General features: G+C 40.7%; 6 protein-coding genes and 2 tRNA genes. 2 read left to right on the top strand and 6 right to left on the bottom strand.

Annotation, left to right across the window (positions count from 1 at the left end; all coding sequences use genetic code 11):
- Positions 1–65: 65 nt before the first annotated feature.
- The 3 genes from OM074_RS19505 to OM074_RS19495 form a co-directional block, all read right to left on the bottom strand.
- Positions 66–140: transfer RNA gene (locus OM074_RS19505), tRNA-Val, on the bottom strand.
- Between the two features lie 119 nt (positions 141–259).
- Positions 260–334 (bottom strand) — tRNA-Val (locus OM074_RS19500).
- Between the two features lie 110 nt (positions 335–444).
- Positions 445–1,734, bottom strand: a complete 1,290-nt coding sequence (locus OM074_RS19495; RefSeq protein WP_301202298.1) for a bifunctional folylpolyglutamate synthase/dihydrofolate synthase — start codon at positions 1,732–1,734, stop codon at positions 445–447.
- Between the two features lie 99 nt (positions 1,735–1,833).
- Between OM074_RS19495 and OM074_RS19490 the strand changes: the two genes are divergently transcribed.
- A complete protein-coding gene (locus OM074_RS19490; protein ID WP_301202297.1) occupies positions 1,834–3,156 on the top strand; it encodes a PhoH family protein in 1,323 nt (440 codons plus the stop codon).
- A 233-nt stretch (positions 3,157–3,389) separates the two neighbouring features.
- Here OM074_RS19490 and OM074_RS19485 read toward each other — a convergent pair whose 3' ends face one another.
- The 3 genes from OM074_RS19485 to OM074_RS19475 are packed head-to-tail and all read right to left on the bottom strand — an operon-like array spanning position 3,390 to position 21,050.
- Positions 3,390–12,485: a CARDB domain-containing protein gene (locus OM074_RS19485; RefSeq protein WP_301202295.1), complete on the bottom strand. Its 9,096-nt coding sequence runs from the start codon at positions 12,483–12,485 to the stop codon at positions 3,390–3,392.
- A 37-nt stretch (positions 12,486–12,522) separates the two neighbouring features.
- On the bottom strand, positions 12,523–16,488 hold the full coding sequence (locus tag OM074_RS19480; protein ID WP_301202294.1) for a PKD domain-containing protein: 3,966 nt from the start codon (positions 16,486–16,488) through the stop codon (positions 12,523–12,525).
- Positions 16,489–16,544: 56 nt separating this feature from the next.
- On the bottom strand, positions 16,545–21,050 hold the full coding sequence (locus tag OM074_RS19475; RefSeq protein ID WP_301202293.1) for a right-handed parallel beta-helix repeat-containing protein: 4,506 nt from the start codon (positions 21,048–21,050) through the stop codon (positions 16,545–16,547).
- Between the two features lie 381 nt (positions 21,051–21,431).
- Here OM074_RS19475 and OM074_RS19470 point away from each other — a divergent pair, with 381 nt between their 5' ends.
- Positions 21,432–22,064: a MarC family protein gene (locus OM074_RS19470; RefSeq protein ID WP_301202292.1), complete on the top strand. Its 633-nt coding sequence runs from the start codon at positions 21,432–21,434 to the stop codon at positions 22,062–22,064.
- The last annotated feature ends 145 nt before the right edge of the window (positions 22,065–22,209 follow it).

The raw sequence follows: 22,209 nt of genomic DNA, 5'->3' as shown, positions 1-22,209 counted from the left end.
ATGGCAAGGCATGAAGTTGAGTTTTGTGAAATAAAAAAAGCCTCGCAAAAATTTGCAAGGCTTTGTGGGCGATGAGGGAGTCGAACCCCCGACCCCTTGGGTGTAAACCAAGTGCTCTGAACCAACTGAGCTAATCGCCCTTTTATTTTCCTTTTTTTTAAGTTGAACCCCAACCCTCCCGTGATAAATCAACGGGATGCTCTGAACCAACTGAGCTAATCGCCCGAATAAATCGGAATGATTTGCTTTTTTTATTGAGTGGGCGATGAGGGAGTCGAACCCCCGACCCCTTGGGTGTAAACCAAGTGCTCTGAACCAACTGAGCTAATCGCCCCAATAACTCTTTTGAAAACCAATCATTAACCTTTGTTAGTGTTGCTCCTGTTTTCAAAAGCGATGCAAATATAGAGGTCTTTTTTATATTTGCAAAATATTTTTTCACTTTTATATTGCATCAGCAACAACAAAAGTGCTTCCTCCAATGAATATCAAATCGTTAGGAGTGGAAAATTTTTTTGCATTTTTTATGGCCTCACTAATGGATGGATAGCATTTGCCATGTAAATTGTAATTTTTTGCTTCTTTTTGTAATGTTTCTGCTTCAAGTCCCCGGGGAATATTTGGCCTGACAAAATAATAAGTGGCATCAGTAGGGAGTAATTGTAACACCGAACTGATGTCCTTGTCGTTTACCATACCCCAGATCATGTGGAGTTTTTTATAGGCTGTATTTTTTATTTGTTCCACTAAGTATTTTATCCCGTCAACATTGTGTCCGGTGTCACAAATAACAGCAGGATTGTGATCTAATATCTGCCATCTGCCCAGCAGTCCTGTTCTGCCAACCACATCGTGCAATCCCTGGAAAATGATTTCTTCGGTTATCTGATACCCCAATTGTTGTAGTACGTCAATAGTGGCCAGTACTGTTTTGATGTTCTTTTTTTGATAAAAACCCAACAAATCCAGTTTCAAATCCTCAATAATCAGTTTGTCGTTTTTGTATATCTGAAAAATCTGGCGTGCATCAACCCCTCTCATTGCCAGTGGGATATTGTATATATCCTGGGCAAATGAAATAGGGGCATTATTGTTTTGGGCGATAGATGTAAATATTGGTTTTGTAATATTGGTATACTCCCCAATAACAACAGGGGTATTGGGTTTTATGATTCCTCCTTTTTCTTTCGCAATTAAATCGATACTGTTACCCAGGAGTGCTGTGTGATCAAACCCAATGTTGGTGATAACAGAGCAAATAGGAGAAATGATATTTGTAGAGTCGAGCCTGCCGCCCAAACCAACTTCAATTACAGCAATGTCAACCTGGGCTTTGGCAAAATAATCAAAGGCCATGGCAACCGTCATCTCAAAAAATGAGGGTTTTGTTTCTTCAATAAGGTTTTTGTTGTCAGCAATAAAATCAATAACCTCCTTTTCGGGAATACATGCTCCATTCACCTTAATTCTTTCCCTGAAATCTTTTAAATGTGGAGAAGTGTATAATCCTACTTTTAGTCCTGCCGTTTGCAAAACAGAAGCCAGACAGTGAGAAACCGATCCTTTTCCGTTGGTTCCGGCAACATGGATGGTCTTATATTTTTGGTGGGGATGATTAAAATGGGCATCCAGTTTTAAAGTGTTATCGAGGTTAGCTTTATAGGCAGCTTTGCCTGTGCGTTGATACATTGGGAGTTGGGAAAACATAAAATCTAGTACCTCTTGATATTCCATATTGCGCGAGCTTTAAATTTTCGAATTAAATAGTAAACACTGAATTTTTCATCTAAAAATAAATATCTTTAAGAATGTTGAACTAAAAACCTCTGAGTTATGCCTAAAAAAAGTAAGATTTTTATTTTAGATACAAACGTGATTTTACACGATCACAAATGTATATACAACTTTGAAAATAACGATGTGATTTTACCGATTGTTGTTCTTGAAGAGTTAGACAAATTTAAAAAAGGTAATGACCAAATTAATTACCAGGCCAGAGAGTTTGTAAGAGACTTGAATAAAATTTCAGGTGAAAAACTATTTAAAGAAGGTGTTCCTCTTGGCCCTAAGCAAGGAAAGCTATTTGTAGCAACAGGAAAGCCTTTTACGCAAACCATGCAGGATTCATTCTTTGAGAAATCTCCGGATCATAGAATTCTGGCTATTGCTCTTTTTATAAAGGAGGAGTTTAAGACCCGGATCGTGACCTTGGTTTCTAAGGATATTAACCTGAGAATGAAGGCTAAATCATTGGGTTTAAATAGTGAGGATTATGAAACCGATAAGGTTAAGAATATTGAAGTGTTGGAAAAAGGGGTGAGGATTTACGATGAGTTTGATGCAAAAACCATTGATGATTTGTATAATTCGGAAGGCGTGGCTAAAGAAGATTTTCCGATAAAGGATATGCCGGCAAATCAATATTTTGTTTTAAGAAATGCCAATAAAAGTGTTTTGGCCCATTATGATCCATTCAGGAGCTTGATTGTCAGGGTGGAAAAACATAGTTCCTTTGGTATAGAGCCCCGAAATGCTGAGCAGACATTTTCATTGGATGCCTTAACAAATCAGGATATAAAACTGGTGTCGTTGACAGGAAAGGCTGGTACAGGTAAAACCTTGTTGGCTTTGGCCGCTGCTTTGCAGCAAAACAAAAGTTTTAAGCAAATTTTACTGGCTCGTCCTATTGTGCCGTTGGCAAACCGTGATTTAGGCTTTTTACCGGGTGATGTAAACGACAAGATAGGCCCTTATATGCAGCCTTTATTTGATAACCTGAGTGTGATCAAAGGAAGCCACGGACAAAAGAGCCGTGAAAATATTTTGATTGAAGAAATGCAGCGGGACGGGCATTTGATAATCACACCATTGGCCTATATCCGTGGACGTAGCTTATCGGATGTATATTTTATTGTTGACGAAGCGCAAAATTTAACTCCCCACGAAGTAAAAACGATTATTACGAGGGCCGGAGAAGGAACCAAAATTATTTTTACCGGGGATATAGAGCAAATTGATTCACCTTATCTTGATAAAACATCTAATGGACTGGCTTATTTAACTGAGAAAATGAAGGGACAGGATATTTTTGCCCATGTAAATCTGGTTAAGGGAGAGCGTAGTTATCTGGCTGAGCTGGCAAGTGATTTGTTATAAATGAAAAATCAGCACTTTGTTAGTTTTATATGGTACAAATAGTTTAATATTAAAAACACAAAGTAGCAGAGGACACAAAACAATAGATCGTTAGATTTTAGATAAAAGAAACACAAAGAAAATTAAATCTTTGTGTTTCTGTGTTTATAGGGAGCCTTGTGGTTGGATATTGTTTGAAAACTTTTGAGACAGTTCCCTTCGCCTCTCTGCTCCCCTGAGTATAGATTGAAGTATTATGGAGTAATGAGAATTTTTTTCAACACAATTTTTTTGTCGATAAAAACTGCTACATAGTATATTCCATAATCCAAATCCAGTAATTCAAGTTGGTAGATCTCTGCTTCATCAGGATAATCTAAATACACAGATTGTCCTTTGGTATTAAAGACCTGAATCCGTTTTATTTTTTGTAAGCAAGAGATGTAAACCCATCCATCCGATGGGACAGGGAATATCTTTATTTCCTGATTTTCATTGTCAGCATCTACATCAGTTGCCAATAAAACAATAACATCCACTTTATCTGTTTGTACCGAATATCCATCATCAACAGCTAATATAAAAGTATAGGTTTTGTCAATGTGACCTTCGGTAATAGTGAATTGAGGCGTGGCAGAGTTTACGTTATCAAGGGTAATTCCTTCAGGAGTATACCATAAATACGTAAGATCATCACCGTCCGGGTCGCTGGATCCGGTTGCATCTAATTGATAAGTTCCTGTTTCAGTAACCATCAAATCGGCTCCTGCATCTGCAACAGGCATGTTGTTGGTGCTTTTGAGTGTCCATGTAACCGAAATCCAGTTGGCACCTGCTATTCCGCTACTTTTTTTGTGAAGAGCAGTAGTGTTTAGCCTTAGCTTATATTCTCCTTTTAAATGAGGCAGGTTATTCCAGCCTTCAACAGAGAATATTGAATCGGAAACCGCAGTTACCGTAAGAGCAGGCAATGTTATGGCTACATTATTGTGCAGTACCTCAAACAAACTGTTATCGAGTGTGTTCTCAAGTATATCCCGCGAAAAGATGATATTTACTGATGCAGGATGCATGTCTGCTTCGCCTGAAGGAGCACCGTTTATTGTAGCCGCTAAAGGAGCCTCGTCAATATAAATTGGGATGGATGCAATGGATGCATTATCCAGGCTGTTAATGGCATGGGCTTCGAGGATCATATTGCCACCGGAAGGCAAAGTGAATGGCATGGTAAGCGTTCCTACTGCAGCATTTTCTTTTTGAGCCAATAATATCAAGGTTCCGTTGTCATTTCTGTATAATTCAATAGTATTGCCAGACTCTATCACGGTCATTACGGCGTTAAGTTCCCTTCCTGAGCTTATACCATCAGTATTGGATATTCCCAGGTCTGGTGTTATGTGAAGGTTTTCAACTTCTGCAGGCACATCCCTGTTGACAGTCCAGTTGTATTCGTAGACCGAACTACCGGATAGACTGGCGCTATCAGTGATTTCTTCCATATGGATTTGCAGGGTATAGTCGCCTTCGTAATAGGTGAGTAACCTGAATTGAGACAGTAACCAGGTGCTTGAATTGATTTTATCTACATGTACCTGGGAAAGTGGGAGTTCTTGTCCGTTTTTCCACAGGTCAATCATATCCCAGCCAAAGTTTGTTACCGGTTCTGAAAATTCAACTTCAAATGAAGCATAATGCTGCCTGTCGTAACCGGATGTTGATATTGGCCTTACTTCAAATATATCCGGTGGGGTGGTGTCAATCCGCCAGTTTGTGTTTTGGTGAATTAATCCAAATACTCCGGTGGAGCTTTCTATGGCGGTCAAGTCCACACTAAGCTCAAAATATCCGTCAATAGTCATGAAATCGGCCAATCCGGAAAGCCTGAATAAGGTATCTCCGCTTAGATGTGTTACCTCAATGATGTCATCAATAGTTACGCCATCTCTGGATATACTAAACCTGTCCGGTGTAACAGTGGCAATGTTTACCGGTAAATTAAACTCTATTTCAATCTCGTTGAAAGGAGGCCCGGCAAAAGCATCCGGTAAGCCAATAAACCGGACAATAGCAGGGGCTCCGAGGAACTGGGTCCATGAAGCCTGTTTGCCATCTTCCCCTTTGATGCCCATTTGGTCTTTCACTTCTGCCGCTTGTATGTTCAAAACATAGTACCCATCACCTGTGGTAACAGGAGTAAGGTCTATCTCAAATGAGTAGGCATCAATAGGTGTTATGCTTACAGAAGAATTCATAATATCAGCACCACCTTGTAGCCTGAGCGTCATGTCTTCATACGTAAAAGTTGATGCATCTATTGGTTTGCTGAACGTTACAGTGGCAGAGGTAACTTGTTCAGTAACTAATTGTTCAGGGATATTGTCAATGGATACAATTTTTGGCGGAACACCGGAATTGACTTTCCAGGTTACAATGTATTCCTGCATGTTCATTGATGGGAAATCATCAATAAAATGGAGCTTGTTTTCGTATACAGGCTCTTTGCCATCAGGTAAGGTGACATGGGTAAGCCATACATTTTTTAAAGGTAGTATTTGATCGTCGCTTACACGAACCACACTTTTAATTGAAAACAGGCCATGTCCGGGGTCATTTATTTTGATGTAGTTCCAGCCAATGTGTTCGGGGGTAACAAATAAGGTTGTTGTTCCTCCGGTTACATTTCCTGTCATGATAGCATCCTGACCTTGTTCTACATCTAATACTACCTGACCTTGAGATAGGTATATTGCATCGGGAACTTCATAAGCGTCCTGTATTTCATTTATTAAGAAATCATTGATGCCATCATCTAAGGCTCCGTAAACACTGATGCTTTTTATCAATTCATGCAATTCGGCACCACTGACCAGACTTAAGTCCGGATTTCCTCTGCTGTCCAGATGGGTAAGCTTGGTTTCGTAATTGATAAAGTGTCCCAGTAAATCGCTGGTAAACCACCATTGGCCAATTTTTGCAGACATAGGATTAATATTTCCAAAATCGATATTTGTTAATCCCAACTGGGTTGGTTGGCCTTGCAGGTTCGAACCAATTAATTCAAAGTGAATTGCCAGCCCTTTTTCATTTTCAATAATTTCAGGTTGAGCTGATTCAATCTTCACGTTTTTAGCGGTGCCATAGCCATTGTTTTCAATCATTACAGCTAATTCTGCAGGAACAATTGGTTCAACTACATCTTGAGTTAAAGCGTCATCGCCTAAAATATCTCGTTGCATAAAGTAATGCAAGGTTAAGTCAGGAGACGGATGCACGTCTAAAGTAACCGGGAACAATGGTTTGGTAACAGTAGTTCCGGTAAAAGGATCGAGATATGACAGAGTACCTCCAAAAGAATAACTTTTGGGGACGGTAGGAGCTGCTCCCTTTTCTGGTATAAAGAGGATAGTAGCACTACCTGTCTGGTCAGCACCCAGGCTTCCTGTACCATCAATTCCGGTTAAAATATCAAGGGCTTTTGTTTCAATTTCAAACAGGTCGTTGCTAACCTGGCCATATTCATCCCATATCATTAAATCCAGGTTTACCTCTTCAATTGCGATTTCTTTATTTCCATTATAGATGGTTAAAGTACCTTCAAAAGCTTCCCGGGTCATGGTGAGTTTTTGGGATATTTTGATGGTTACAGAGGCACAAACACTTTTTCGGCCTTCATCAACCTGTTCATTCAGGGCAATAAGGGACTGGTCGTACATATCACCAACATCATTAAAGCCGCGGTCGGAGGCATAGGTATGTGCCACTTCTGCATCATCAAAACAGCCGTTTATTACCGTTTTGTCAATAATGTCAGGGTATTCTTCAGATGGAGAATAGATGCCCAGATTCCATGCGGAAACTGTTTGGTTCCATCGTGTTACAAAGGCGTCAATTTCATCCGGTAAAATGTCGGTGTCTGCCATACCGGTTTTAATAACAGCAACATCATTTGGGGTTATGGGCAGGTTGTTGTCAATAAAATGATAAATAAGTTCAGTGAAATCCAGGATACTTTCCTTGTTCCTCCAATCCAGAGCGCCAAAGTATTCATCCATATATCTTGTAATGGCATCTACTTCGTGCTGAACGTATAACAAGTCGGTTGCGGCTTGCTCAATTATAGGAGGCATATCCCCGGCTGCTTCAAGGCCACCTTTAAGATTATGCAGCTCAATTGCCAAGCCTCCTACAGCACCGCCCGGGCCATTTAAAATGGAGTTGAAACAGGTAATCAAGGCATCAGTTATTCCAATGGCACAATTGCCCGGAGCGTTAAGCACCCCAAGAGCACAGATAACCGCTTCTTTTACAGTTATTCCATCTCTGAAGGAACCCAGGCAGGAAGGAACGGATCCGCCAGGGACACATCCAACTAAAGCCCAGAATAATCCTTCGATACATTCCTGACAGCTTGCAGTTGTTGGCTCAATAACAGGGACCGGACCTGTATAGGGGCCGGAGCCACCATCTGGGCCAGTGCCCCGTACAGGACCAAGGACTAACGAACCACCACCATCCAAAGGATCTGTATCTACACCTGTACCATCGCAAACCCTGCCTACATATACAAAGCCGGTTCTTGTTTTTTGCCACCTGCCATCTTCACCGCATTCCCATTCGTAAGTGGCCACAAAAACATCTCTACAGTTAGTTACTCCCTGTGTTGCACTCGATGCTTTTAATTGTGCTGATGGGGATGAATAGGCATCTTTTCTTCTCATAATAACAGGAACCTGGATGGCCTGTTGTGCCAAAAGATCCATAGTGGAATAGTTGGTAATAAACTCATATTCCGGATCTGTAGGAAATGTTAGTTCTACATTTTGGGCTGTTATAAGGCCTTTGTTGGTAAGGGTAGCCATAAAGGTATAGGTTTCATCACCAATTAGGGCAGGCATTTCTTTAGGAGTTTCCATTATTACAACAGGAACAGGAACGTTAGTTTCAAATTCCATAATAAGTTCAACCTCATATTCATCTTCAATTTCGGTTTGGATCACTTCCCAGGTGTAGGTAATGGCCTGGAAGCTTAAATATACTTTTTGCTCTTTGGTGCGGCCAGGGTCAATAGTGATAACATTTTGGTAGTTTTCATGTTTATCGGCCTGGACGTAGAGTTTGTATGAGCCTTCAGGAATATTGTCTACCGCAAATGTTCCGTCTGCAGCAGTAAAGCCATCTGCAATTACTGCTCCGCTAAAAGGATGTCGTAATACAACATGTGCATTCTCTACATGAGGTGCTTCTTCTGTGTAGTAAGTATATTCATCAACCACATCAACCAAAAGGTTTCCTGTTTCTTCAGAAACGGTTTCAATACGATATGGTATGGTAACTCCCTGTCCGTTTTCAATATTGATTGCTATTGAACCCGACAGAGGTGTGTTTAATGGGATGCTTTCATCGGGTAACAGCTGTAATGTAACGGTTGCCGTATCCCCGGGATTTATGGTTTCAATGGTATCCTGACTGACTAACGACATCCATTCCAGATCCGGTATGGAAATTACTGTTTCGCCTGTTTCTCCTGCACCATCGTTAAATATTTCGATTTCATATAGCCGGGATTTGTTTTTAGTCATTGTGGTGTTTATGCTCGAAGGGGATGCTTTTAGATGTCCTTTTTGCGACTGACAATAATAATATAATACAAAATTATGGGAGGCGCCTTCGTTGCTGGATATATTTACAGGGATTTCAATATAATCATTGCCTTCGGTAAGTATACTGCCAACAATGTTGTAACTGAAAGCTGCTTCCCCGTTTCCGGGAAGTATATCAATAGTATCTATGGTTAGTTCAAAACCATCAGGGGGAGAGGTGGGTTTAAAAATTACATTTGTTAAATCAACACTGCTCCTGTTTTGCATTGTGATTGTTCCAGGATTGTCTACATTAAAGAGGATGTCCCAGATCAGATACCTGTCTCCAATGCGTTTCATGCCCAGTATGTCGAATTCATCCTGTACCAGATCGGTATCTTCATCAGGGAAACAGGCTCCTATGCTATAATGACCAGCCACAGAGGCTAATGGTTCAAATATTGTGGTGTAGTCGCCTGCTTCGTTGGTTGTAACTTCAATAACCTCCCTGATGCCGTTTGAAATAAGATAAACATCAATATCGGTATTGGGCATAGGATCTCCCTGGTATGAAGTTGCGGCTCCATAGATGGTTATGGGTTCTGCGCTTAAAAATTGAGTTTCGTCAACAATGGCAGTGGCGCTATAACTGGGCAGGATGGTTAATTCAGCTGCATTGCTCTGGTTGTTGATATACACAAGCTCTGTGTTTTTTGAATCGGGATTTACCTTTAACAGAATGTAGTAATCACCGGTTTGGTCAGGAATGGTGATCAGTTCCCAGAATTCAAAAAATTCAGAAGCAGCAATAGGGGCTGCCAATTGGTATTTTCCTATAACTTCATCGTTGCTGTCAATCTGATTGTTTTCTGATAGATAAACTTCGATGGCAACGCCGGATGGAGCGGGAGCAAATCCGTTGTTCAATATATTGCATCGGACTTCTATTTGTTCGCCGGTGTATGTGGTAGTACTGCTTAAAGTAAGATCGGTGGGCTCCAGGTCTGGTTTGTTTTGGTCGGTTACATATACCCATCCAATGCCGGGTGAGAACCCCGCTGCTTCGGCTTTTATATTCACCATCTGATTCCCGTCTTCCACATCGTCATTTAACGTTGAAATGGTTGCCTGGGCAGTTGACTGACCTTGTTCAATAACAATTGAAGGAGGCAAGCTTAGCTCTGATGCATCGTTGTGAAATAAGTATACCGTAAGAGGTTCATCTGTGGGGGTGTTTCTGTAGATATTCATTTGTCCGGCATCTGCTTTGCCTTCGGGTAGTGAAATGGGGTTGAATGTAACGGATAATGAAGGGCCGTCGTTATCCAGTATAGTGATCCCGTCAGAGAAAATTCCCCCGTTTGTTTCGGTAGTTGTACAGTTGCATGAGGATAAATATACGGCACAGGTTAAATCTATTACCCTGTTGCCGTCCACTAAGGCATTGTCAATGGCTCCAATGTTAAACTGGGTTTCGGAAGTTCCAATCGGTATGTTGATATCTGCAGGGTAATATATTTGGTTGCCAGAGCTCGCAGTAAGCCTGACCCTGACATTTTTATCCTCAGGATCGGTTTTCCGCACAACGCCCATAGTGGCATATGGCCCTCCGGACTCAGAAATGGTATCGGTAAAAATCTCGAATTCAATTCCGGGAATATCATCGTCATTAATCAATAGAGATGCCTGTCCCTGGTTCATCCCTGGAGAGGATGCTATAATGGAGACCTCCTGATTGAGCTCAGGAATGTCATCATCGGTTATTGTAACTATTGTTTCTACTGATACCTCATTGGCTGGTATGGTAACACTTTTTTCAAATGACCACTGATTTGGTTTTTGAGTAGAAAGGGTGATGATAACATCATCGTTGGTTATAAGGTTGCGGGATACAGTAAGGGGTAGTTCATCGCCTTCAAAAGCGGATTGTGAATCGAAAGATGCTGATATGGTAGCAATTTCATTGTCGTGGACCGTAAATGCTACCGTAGTGTCTCCATGCGCTGCTGCGTTGGCTGTTATTTGAACAATCCTGGATCCATCTAAGATGGCATTATCAACCATCGACAGATAGAATATGGCATTATAACTGCTTGCCGGGATAGTGACATTGGAAGGGATGGTTATTTGTCCCGGAACATCAACGGATAAGCTGACGTCAAGAGGGGTGGCGCTGTTGCTGCTCCTTGAAACCTGACATCTGAGTTGTGTCCCTGAATTTTCGGCTTGCTCGTAAGTTGGCATTGAAATATATAACTGACTTCCAATGTTAACTGTGGATAGGGAAGTGAGGGTGTTGTTACTTGCACCTCCGGGTTCTTCTATTAACTGAGCATTGGGGAATAGTTCTACATCAAAATGGGTATTACCACTAAATGGCAAGGTTTTAGGTATTTTAAACTTCATTGAGCGTAAAACGGAAGCGCTGCCATCCAGCACATTCTGATATGAAGGAGACCCAGTGAGCTGGATTTTTATTCCGGAAAGCGTGTTTAATGAGACTTTCTCAGTCCATCCTCCTTCGGCAGGAATGGCAGTGCTGTTTTCTACAGTCCACGAAACAGTAATGCTGTCGCCGGGCTGCACCTCTGTTTTGTCAAAAGTTATTTCAGTAAGGCCAATGTTGGGCAGAGGCTTTAGTTCAACGACGATGGGTTGTGCATCGGAAGTATTATTGGTGTTGTTGGTTTCCTTTATGTTGTTGTAAATATCTGTCAATACAAAAATATGATAGGTGCCTTCAGATTCGGCAGGTAAAATCACGTCAAGGTTGTTGTTGTAACTTGAATTGGCAGCAACAGGGGTTTCATTTACTACCCTGCCGAGGTATAAGTCAGATCCATCATAAATATCATCTTCTGAAATATAGATGCCATCATACCAACGGCTCTCGGTAGTAGGTCCGTCGCTTGTGTTTTGAACGGAGTATTGAATATTAAAAGTAGTTGCAGATTGAACAGGTGAAGGTGTTGTAGTTCCAATAACATGTAGATCCGGAATAATCCGGGTACTAAAGGAGTATGTTTCGCTGGTGTCGCTGTTGCATCCATTGTACGAAATAATACGCCAGTTGTACGCTTGTGCATTATTTAAATTGTATACTGTTGTATAGGCAGTATATATGTTAGAGTAATAGGTGGTTGTGGGTTGTGGATCGCCGTTCTTCCATAATAACAGGCCATAATGGGTGTTTTCGGAAGATGTTGTCCATGAGAGGTTGACCCTGTTGTCCAGTCCTGTGGTATTGTTTCCGGGCGAAACTAAAGTGGCAACCACCGGAGTGGGACAGAAGGCATGGAGTATGGTAGGGTTTTCGAAATCAGGTACTTCATTTGAAGTAAATGTTATGGTTTCGGTGATATCATATATTTTATCATTAAAAATGTCGTAATATTTTAAAGTCATCACCTCTCCGGAGGCACTATTGCTATATAGGCGTAGTTTGTATACTTTATCTCCGGATAAAGGAAAAACTTTTGATTCTGTTTGGGCGCCCCGGATTTGGTTGCCAATGTAAGCAATTATAGCTCCGGATTCCAGATAAGCGTCATCCAGGTTAACCCTGACGGCCAGCTCTGTATTAAACTCGTAGAGCCGGTCGAAATCTGCTGCCGATGGTATGTTGGGCAGATTGATTGTTGCCAGGGAATGAATACTTATAAAAATGGATATGAGTAAAAAGACACATCTGGTCAAATGAATAGGCTTTTTCCCAACCAAGCTTTTGGTTGGTGTTTTGCCTGCGGTGTATATATTGTTGCCGTTTTCCATAATACAAACTTTTAAAGTGGTCGTTAGTTATAGGTAGTTACTTTACTTTTTTAATGAACTTACGGAGGATTTTTTCGTTATCCAGTTTCAGCTCAATAAAGTATAAACCATCAGCTAAAGACTCTATGTTGATATGACAGGATTCAGAATTAATTTTCTGTTGGAAGACTGCAGAGCCTGCAGTGTTATAAATTGTGATGCTGTTAATTAAGACGCGATATTTAACATCGAGGTGCCTGCTGGCAGGATTAGGCGATATATTTAGAGCCTGTGCGCTATCCTCCGGATTGTCACCTGTTGAGATAGGTAAAACAAACTCAATGGGTTTGTAAGCTTCACCAACAACATCATCAGCTTTAAATGCAACAGAATAGTCAATACGGTAGCTGTTGTTGTTTTGTATGGCTTCAAACTCAATATCTGCATTGGTTTTATTGCAGTAATAGGTAAGGATAAAAATATACCTGTTTAAAGCTTTTATATACAAAGCATTTGCCTGGCCACATAATTCACCATCGCAATAGGCCTTTATGCAGTCGCCATTCCGGGTGATTGATGTTCCTGTGTTATTTGTGAGTTCTGCTATTATGGTGGAAGAAAACTCAAATTTATTGCTGAATGAATAATCGGAAATTGAAGACTTGAGTACTTCAATATTTATTGGAGGAGAAGAAATTGCCTGAGGATCATACTTCAAGCTTCCAAAATATGGTGATTTGAATTTGTATCCATGTAGCACCTTAAGCGTTTGTATGTCTCCTTCCCATCCTGATTCAGGGTAATATACCGAGGATCCTTCTTCGCCTTTGATTAAAGGATTGCCGGCAGGTATGCCGGATGTGATAATGGCACTGTTAATATCTGCGTCATCTTTTAACAGGTATGGCAGACTATTCCATCCTGAAACAAGGTAAATTGATTCGAGGGTTGGATTTATTTCTTTTCCTGTTATTTGCCAGGTTCCTGATGTGGCTTTTTTATGCTGTGCGGTAAGGTAGTATGGAAATTCGGTTAAATCACCGTACCAGCCAACGCCGTTATACCAGGTAGCTGATTTATAAGGGGATTTGATGTAATCCCTGTCTGTGAATGACAGACTTGACATGATAGCACTTATGCCTGAGTTCTCGGGCCTTGCTGATAGGGATAGCCAATTCCATCCTGCATTAATGCTCCTGGAAAGTGTTATCTCAGGTATGTTAACGCTTACAGTCCAATCCCGTTTACTTGTGCCATTTTCTGCTGTTACGGTATAAGTCTGTGGTATTGTGAAGTCGAGCATGCTTCCACCCGGTGGATTAATGGTTGCCCAGGGCGATAGCTCAAAATCAGGATTTAATCCCCTGATGTCATATCCGTATGGCATTAACAAGGTAACGGTTGAATTAATATCATTAATTGAAAACGATTCCATATTTGCAAGACTTACGTTTTCAATGAAAGCATCACTGCTTAATTCATCGGTGTTGGTGATGTAAATGATAACTTCATCCGGAGATGAATCGGTGTGGCCATCGTTGACTATCAAAGTAAACTTTAATAAAGAATCTAAACGGACATCAGGTGCCGTAAAGGTTGGATTTGCCACCGTTGTTGATGAAAGGCTAACCTCAGGGGGGGCTGTCCATAAATAAGTTATGCTTTCTCCATCCGGGTCGGATGATAAGGATCCATCCAGTTGGACAACTGTTTCTTCATCAACAATTAAATCAACCCCGGCAAAAGCTAAAGGAGGTTGGTTTACTTGCAGGATAGTGACATGTATTGTGTCGGCTTCAGAAGTAACAAGCCCATCGCTTACCGTTAGCCTGAACCGGTACTCAGTATCCGTTAAAACCTGTGGTGCAATAAATGAAGGCGTGCTGCTGCTGGTATTGAACAGTGTCACTCCGTCAAGGGATTCCCATGTGTATGATATGGGCTGAAGATCCGGGTCGTAAGAGGCTGAGCCGTTTAATTCAACTGATGCTCCTTCTGGATATGAGGCATCAGTGCCTGCATTTGCTATAGGGGCTTTGTTTATTTGTACCACAGTTACAGTAACTCTTGAATAGTCAGAATCGGAGGTGCCATCCTTTACAACTAAGGTGAATTCGAGTGGGGTGTTAACGTGTACTTCGGGAGCGGTAAACGCCGGGTTTGCCAAAGTAGCATCGTTAAGCACTATTCCGGCCGGGGCAGTCCATAGGTAGGTTATGGGGTCATCATCGTTGTCGTAAGAGCCTGAACCGTTTAAAATGGCAACCGAGTTTTCGTCTACTGAAAAATCTGACCCTGCATCAGCTACGGGCCTGTAGCTGGTTTGGTCAACTCTGGTAATGGCCCCGTTTTGTAATGTGGTATATAATGTTGCTTCGTTGGCTTTAAACCAGTTGAAATTGATATTGGTACTGCCGTAAAGGTTAAGGGTGTTTTTAATTCTGAACAGGAGGTTGCATACATTCCCTGAAGAAATGGCTGCAGATGTTGCTCCTGCCAAAAGGATGGTATTTCCTTCAACCTGGGCTTCAATGCCCATTTGAGGATTTCCTCCTTCAACTCCAATAAATTCCAGGTAATTGCTTTGGAATGAAACGGAGGCTTCAAAGCTGAATAAATCCCTGTTGACCGGCAATTGGGATGTAGTTATGGGTACAACTGTATTAAAGTCTAAAGTACCATCTGCATTATTTATGGATACATTATGGTCGTATATGGTAAATGTCTGACTGGTTACGGTGGCACCCAAATTATCTTCAACGGTAACCTGTGTTGTTCCACCGGAAAGACCGTTTAATAAACCTGTATTGTCAATTGATGCTACCTGATCATTGGAAACAGAATAAGAAAAAGGAGGAGTTCCGTTGTTAACATTTATATTAATTGATTCTCCCCAGTGCAAAGAGCCTGATGAGGGAGTAAGGCTCAGTACCGGTAAGGTATTGACCCGGATATAATCGTTGGTGTTAAAGGATAACAGTGTTTCGTTAAAAATGGTGCTTTGGTACTGGATGTAATGGTTGCCGCTGGTATTGGCAATAAATGGGATGTAAACCAGTGTGCCACTTCCTGTAATCCCATTGGCTGAAGCAAAGGAAATCCGGACTTTGTTGCTCAGGTTTCGCCGTTCAAACGACAGTGGAAAAACACCTTGTTGCAAAGCGTCTTCAGTTGCTGTAACCCCGGAAGGATAGGTGATATCTATACTGCCTGAATAGATGGTAGTTCCTGGTGCAATTTCAATATTAAGGGGAAAGTTTACAGTCTCTGATGGCCAGGCTGTAATATTATCAGGCATAGTCATCCTGATTGCCCTGATGTCAAATAGGCCTGTTGAATAATTGACCTCACCGTTGTTGTCTGTAACAAACGCTTTTATTTTACCCGGAGCTGTAGCCTGAAGGGTATTGTCATTTATGATTTGTGCAATGCCTGCATCGGTGGTTGCAAAGGTATATGGGGGTAATCCGCCTGATACAGAAAGCGTAACTTCATCCCCTACAAACATATTCTGGTTGTCGGGATAAATATTTGGTAGCGACCTTGCTGAGGCATATACGTATCCGTTCTCGAAACTGATCAATGGATCACCTTCATTCCAGTAGCTTTGGCTGGTGTTAAAACTGACATAGGTTCCTCCTGACCTCAAGGAGTGGAACTCAAGATTAAACATGTTTCCGTTGCCCAGGAGTGGAGTAGCACCCGCGCCGGCAACAATAATAGTTCCGGGACTGGAAGCATTAATTGTTGGCATCCCCCAATCGCTTAATACAATGCCCGGACCAGTAATCTGGCTAAACTCAAGATATGAAGTGTTGTAGGTTATGTAAAACCGGTAAGAGTATATCTCTTCATCAGTAAGCAAGGTATCAGCAAGAACAGCAATGCTAAATGTTTCTTTTTCTTCAATATTGATGTCTTCTATTTGTACACCAACAGAAATTGCCTGTCCCTGAATATTGGTGCATATGGAAAAAATAACCGCCCCAAGCACCAGCTTTATATATCGTAAATATGTATCCATAGCTTTATAATTTATGAGAAGAAGTGCCCCAAATGGCACTTCTTCCCTGGGAATGATTACTTAATCATTAACTTTTTGGTAATAGAGAATTTGGCATTGCTTATGGTAATCAAGTAAATTCCCGATGAACCAAGTGTTTCGTTAACTGGTAAATTAAAGCTATGAAGCCCGTTGGCAAAGTTTTCAATTTTAAACAGATGAACTACTTTTCCGGAGGTGTTGACTACGGAAATAGTAGATGGAGGAATATCTGCAGTACTCTCTATATCCAGGTGCAATTTCTTATTGTGATAGAACACATTAAGTTTGTTAATGCCTTCTGGTAAACCCAAAATGTTGGCAATAGGAGTAACCACGTTGATAGATAGTTCTTCGGGGCATTGGTTTTCGTTGCTCAAAGCCGACGTTAATTCAATTAATGAGCTTTCAATGCTGGTGCTAACACATTCAAACACGAGTTTGATTTGAGTCTGAAATAGATTAAGGTTCTCAGATGAGGCCATGGATATGGCAATATCTCCACTTGTATCATTGTAACCCTGGGCCAGCATAATAGTTGCTGGTATTTGGCTCATGTCGCATGATTTTAGCCTGATATGGGATGGATCGGAAGAGAATTTTAAGTCAAGCGCCTTGGTATGTGTAGCAGTTGTTATGTCCATACATACATCAAAAATGTTTGAGGTGGCAGTAATGTCATCGGCTTGTATTGACAAACCAACCGGTTCTGTTGATTTAAGGGAAGCCAGTGGTTGTTCAATGGCATTGAATTCACTGATTAACCCAATTGAATACTGTAAAATGAGAGAGGCATCATAGCTGGAAATACTGGCATCTCCGCTTACATCAGCAACGCTTTGTTGTAAGGTGCTTAATGTGATTATTTCTGCGCTGTGTTGCAGTATTAAGGATGCATCATAAGGTTTAATTTCTCCATTTAAACTCACATCGCCAATTACAGGGAGCCCTAGAGAACTGGCTGCCGGAGCAAATTCTACACCATCGGATATGCGTTTTCCCAGACCATCAGGATTTAAAGAGGCATGGTATGGACCGGAAGGGTCGCCCCACCAACAATCGGTAGCTGAAATTAGATTGGCCGGAGTGCTGTTTAATACAGAATATCCTTCGGAGGCATGGAAATTAATGAAGTCGCAATTTTCAATAATTGGAATAGATGTATTGGCAGACCTGATAGCTACCAGGTTGTTGTCGAACAGGCAGTTTCTTATGGTAGGTGAGGCGTTGTCAAAGCTAACTGCACCCCTGTATATCGTACTGTAATAGTTGTGGGTAGCATATCTGAAAACACAGTTTTCCAGCTGGCATTCTGCGTTAATAGATACATTGTTAAAGGCAACTCCACGCCAATGGCTGAGGCCTGGTAAATTACTGTCGCCGTCCCCATAGGTATCTCCACCATAATAATCATCTCTGTCTGCCGTAAAAACAACCCTGTTTTCAGGCTCAGAGCCTCCAATTGCCAACAGCCCTTTATCTACATTTAAATATCCGCTGGGTAGAAACTTGAATACCACACCTGGGCTTACGGTAAGAATGGAACTGGTTCCAATAGTGTAGTTGTTGAATATATAAGGGATGTTATCTATACCTGCAAAACTATGTTGATCTACTGTTATGTTTTGCGATAGGGTTTCATCAAAAACACGGATACCTCTGCCGGTTGTGCCGGAAATAACGTTGCCGCTTTGGTTGCTTGGGTAGGTAACTAATGAGGTTGCAACAGGAAAGGCGATGTTATTAAAAGTACAGTTGTTTATGGCTGGATTACTGGATCCGGAAAGTGTAATGCCTTGGTAGCTATATTGCTCAAACAGGGTGTTTTCAATGGTTGGAGAGGCGTTGTAGCATTTTACAGCGTTTGAGTAACAGTATCTGAAAATGGCATGGGAGATAGTACTTGCATCATCGCTGCCATCATAAAAATAGATATGGGAACCTCTGTTGTATTGTGTTCCAAGCCCATTGGCTTCAAGGTCGTTAGGGTTGCCGTAGGCATCGTCCTGGTAGGAGGTAAACACCACAGGTTTTTCAGCTGTTCCCTGAATATCAAGTCTGCCGTTTACATACCATCTTATATCGGTATTGGATTTGAATGTTAATCCGGCCGGAATAATCAAATGGTCGTTTATTGTCATATGTCCATCTACCAAATAGGTAATGGAATCTATGCCTGCAAAGTTTCTTACAGGTACTGTGCCGCTAATGGTTTGTCCTCTTAAACTGATGCCAATTTGAGGAACGTTGGCCACTTCGTTGCCCGAGAAGGTAGGCTCGGCAAACAGATCCATTTGAATAGGGGCATAGTTTAAGTTGTACAACCTGGAATTGGTTATTGAAGGATTGGCATTTCCATATATCTTTATTCCATTGCTGCTTGAAAAATTCATCAATAATGAATCCACCTCAACAAAGCAATCGGTAATGGTAAGTCCATGCCCGGTGTACCGGATTTCACAATTGTCAAACCGGTTTATGTTATCCAGTGAACCTGCGTTATAGTATATACCCTGCCAGTTTCCTGCACTTGGAACGGATGCCGTACCGTTTAAGTTGGTATCTCCGGCTGCAGAGTCGTCATTGATTGAGGTAAAGATTATTTTTGAGCTTTCTGTTCCATCAACGTTAAAGCCTCCATCAACGTTGATATTTCCGTTGCCAAAGAACTTAAAAACGGTGCCCGGTTCAATGTTAACAATAGTATTGGTTGGGATAACAATGTTTCTGTCAATGGTATAGGCAACATTGGGGTAGCCTGCAAAGTTCATTGGATACAGATTAACGGTGTCGGTTGCTATTCCATATAACATGATGCCATTATAACCCACGTTATCTATGGAATTGTTTAATAATATGGGTGTTCCTTCATTTAAATATCTGGATACAGGATGCCAGGTAATGTTTTCGAAACGGTTGTTTGTGATCTGTGCGTTTTCTGCAAAATACACAGCTCTGTTACTTTCTTCTATCAGGCAATTTCTTAAAATATTGTTATTTCTGACATACACTGCAAAATTATCACTATTGTAGCCTCCATATCTTATGATCCAATGATCTAAAGTAGACAATTCACTGCTGTTTATGTGTAGTCGGCCACTGTTGGATCTGGATATTGATGAAGTGCCGTTGTTGTATGTATCTGCCGGATTTCCATAATCATCATCATTAATATGTGTAAAAATAATGGGCTCTAATGCTGTTCCGCTTGCATGAATAGGACCGTTGGCAATAATGTTATAGTCGTACCTTCCACACTTAATTACAATACCTGGGTCAATGGTCAGCGATCCTGAGGCGTCTACTGTTGTAGAGCCATTTAGTAAATAGGTGATGTTTTCCAGGTTATAAAAATTCAGTTTTTTTAGATGTCCGTCATGCACAACAGTATTGGAAAAAATATTGATGGCTCTTGCCTCCAGGTTGTTGAAGTGTACCGTGTCATTGGTAAAGGATGGTTCGGCATTCATGTCCATGGATATGTTATAGGGATAAGCACTGACTTGAATGGATGCGCCAAAGGAATTGTTTGAGAATGCGGGTAAGCTTCTTCCCCGTATTTCAAGGTTATAACTATTTCCCCTGAATACGCAGCTGTCAATAGTTGGTGAAGCGTCGCTTATGGCCATGGCGCTGAGACTTTGGCTGTTGTAGGCAGCGTTTTCAAATATGCAGTTTCTCATAATGCAGTCTTCATCAATAGATGCATCGTTTACATTGATTCCCCTCCAATAGCTATTGCCTTCTCTTGTGGTAAATAAAATTTTGTCGTTTTCTTCTCCAATGGCATTTATCCTTCCGTTTACATTAAAAAAGGCATTGGTGTTTCCCTGTATTTCTACACCTGGCTCAATAAAAAGATGCCCTGAGGACAGGATGTTTAACTCTGAATCAAAATAGTAAGGGATGCCTAAATCAGGCCAGTGCATTTCTTCATCCAGGTCGCGGAAGTTGATGAAAATAAAGTCGTCAGTGTTACCGCTTAATAATACATTTTCACCCACATTGAAATTTCCTCCATTAGTATCTCGGAAATAAATAGGGTAGGTGCAGTTTGTAATAGTAGTGTTGTCAATATTCAAAACACCATTCTGGTAAATGTCTATCCCAACTTCGCTAAAGTTTTGTAATATGCAGTTGTTGCTAAGGTTGAGGTTCCCGTTTCTAACGTGGATGCGCCTTGCGTATTCAACAATACAGTTGTTCAGGTTTATTTCTCCTGTTGTAGAGCCGTATCCTACAAATATTTCGTTGTAAAACCCCGGGACAGGCGTCTCTGTATCAGCCGTAAAGGTGGCTCCTGTAGCAGTGAGCGTGCCCCTTACATCCATGTAGAAGTTGCCGCCAAACCTCACTTCTACATTGTTTTCAATGGTAAGAGTAATACCCGGATTGACTATTACGTTACTTGTAACAATGTACGGACTGTCAGCTTCGATCAGGGTTGTGTTTGAGCTTATGGTTCCGCCTAATTCACCTGCTTGTATTGAGTTAGAAAAACCAATTATCAATATAAAAATCAAAAGAGTAGAAGCGTGTTTCATGACTACTGGATTTAAGGATTTCAAAAAACGTTTTTTTTATCTCCTCCTGATCGCTTCTTTGTAGTGAGTATTAGTTTAATGCAAAGAGCAATTTACGTTAATTTTCATATCAATGTCAATGGTTTGTAAAGAAAATTGTCTTTGGTTTTGATATAGTATGTAAATTGTTAGATGAATAGATAGGTATTGTGAGTGAGTGTATGGTGTTATGCAACAATTGGATTTGGCTAACATGTGTGTAACAAGCACAGAAAAGGATTGGATTGCTATTTTTCAAAAGTATATCTGATAACAGGAAGTAGCATTGGATGTTATAAGAAGAAAAATATCATGTTTTAATATTGAATTTATTTTCAATTTGCACCAAATAATATATGGTTTATGAATGAATTATTTTCTTTTGGATTGCTGGCTTTTACATCATTCTTTACTTTGATTAATCCATTGGGATCAATGCCTGTCTTTTTAACTATGACAGCCGAATTAGAGCAAGAGCACCGCGTTAAGACTGCTAAAAAAGCAACAATTGTATCTTTTTTAGTTATCATGACCTTTGCGTTCTCAGGTCAGTTATTATTTAAGTTTTTTGGCATTTCGGTTAATAGTTTTAGAATAGTAGGCGGAGTGATCTTCTTTATTATGGGAATGGATATGTTACAGGCAAGATTAGGGAAGGTTAAAATCAATGAGTCAGAAATTAAAACCTATGTAAATGATATTTCAATAACACCTTTGGCCATACCTATGATTTGTGGTCCCGGAGCTATTACCAATGCCATAGTGTTGATGGAAGATGCCACCACTGTTTCGTTAAAGCTAATGTTTGTAATCACCTTGGTTTTAGTATTGTTGTTAACCTATTTGATATACTATAGCTCATCACGGATCATTAAGTTTTTAGGAGAGACGGGTAATAATGTGATGATGCGTTTGATGGGATTAATAGTGATGGTAATCGCCGTTGAGTTTTTCTTTAGTGGCTTAAAGCCTATTTTGTTGGATATTTTTAAATAAAAAAGCCTCTTGACTTCCGCATTGGGTCACCCTAAAAATATTTTGAGATAATTTCATATAATTCCACTTGATCAGGAGTCATTTTTAGTAGGTTTGATCGTATCTGTTTACTATCAGGTAAGGTGTAATTGATTTGATACATATT

Origin of the sequence: Plebeiibacterium marinum, from assembly GCF_026013615.1 — a bacterium.
GTDB classification, from domain to species: Bacteria; Bacteroidota; Bacteroidia; order Bacteroidales; family Marinilabiliaceae; genus Saccharicrinis; species Saccharicrinis marinus_A.
Note: the sequence above shows the minus strand (reverse complement) of the source record. Positions and strands in the feature narration are given on the sequence as shown.

What these genes read in the sequence shown, in the direction of transcription:
- OM074_RS19475 (WP_301202293.1), bottom strand. Translation starts at nt 21,050, where the DNA reads ATGAAACACGCTTCTACTCTTTTGATTTTTATATTGATAATTGGTTTT.
- OM074_RS19480 (WP_301202294.1), bottom strand. Translation starts at nt 16,488, where the DNA reads ATGGATACATATTTACGATATATAAAGCTGGTGCTTGGGGCGGTTATT.
- OM074_RS19495 (WP_301202298.1), bottom strand. Translation starts at nt 1,734, where the DNA reads ATGGAATATCAAGAGGTACTAGATTTTATGTTTTCCCAACTCCCAATG.
- OM074_RS19470 (WP_301202292.1), top strand. Translation starts at nt 21,432, where the DNA reads ATGAATGAATTATTTTCTTTTGGATTGCTGGCTTTTACATCATTCTTT.
- OM074_RS19485 (WP_301202295.1), bottom strand. Translation starts at nt 12,485, where the DNA reads ATGGAAAACGGCAACAATATATACACCGCAGGCAAAACACCAACCAAA.
- OM074_RS19490 (WP_301202297.1), top strand. Translation starts at nt 1,834, where the DNA reads ATGCCTAAAAAAAGTAAGATTTTTATTTTAGATACAAACGTGATTTTA.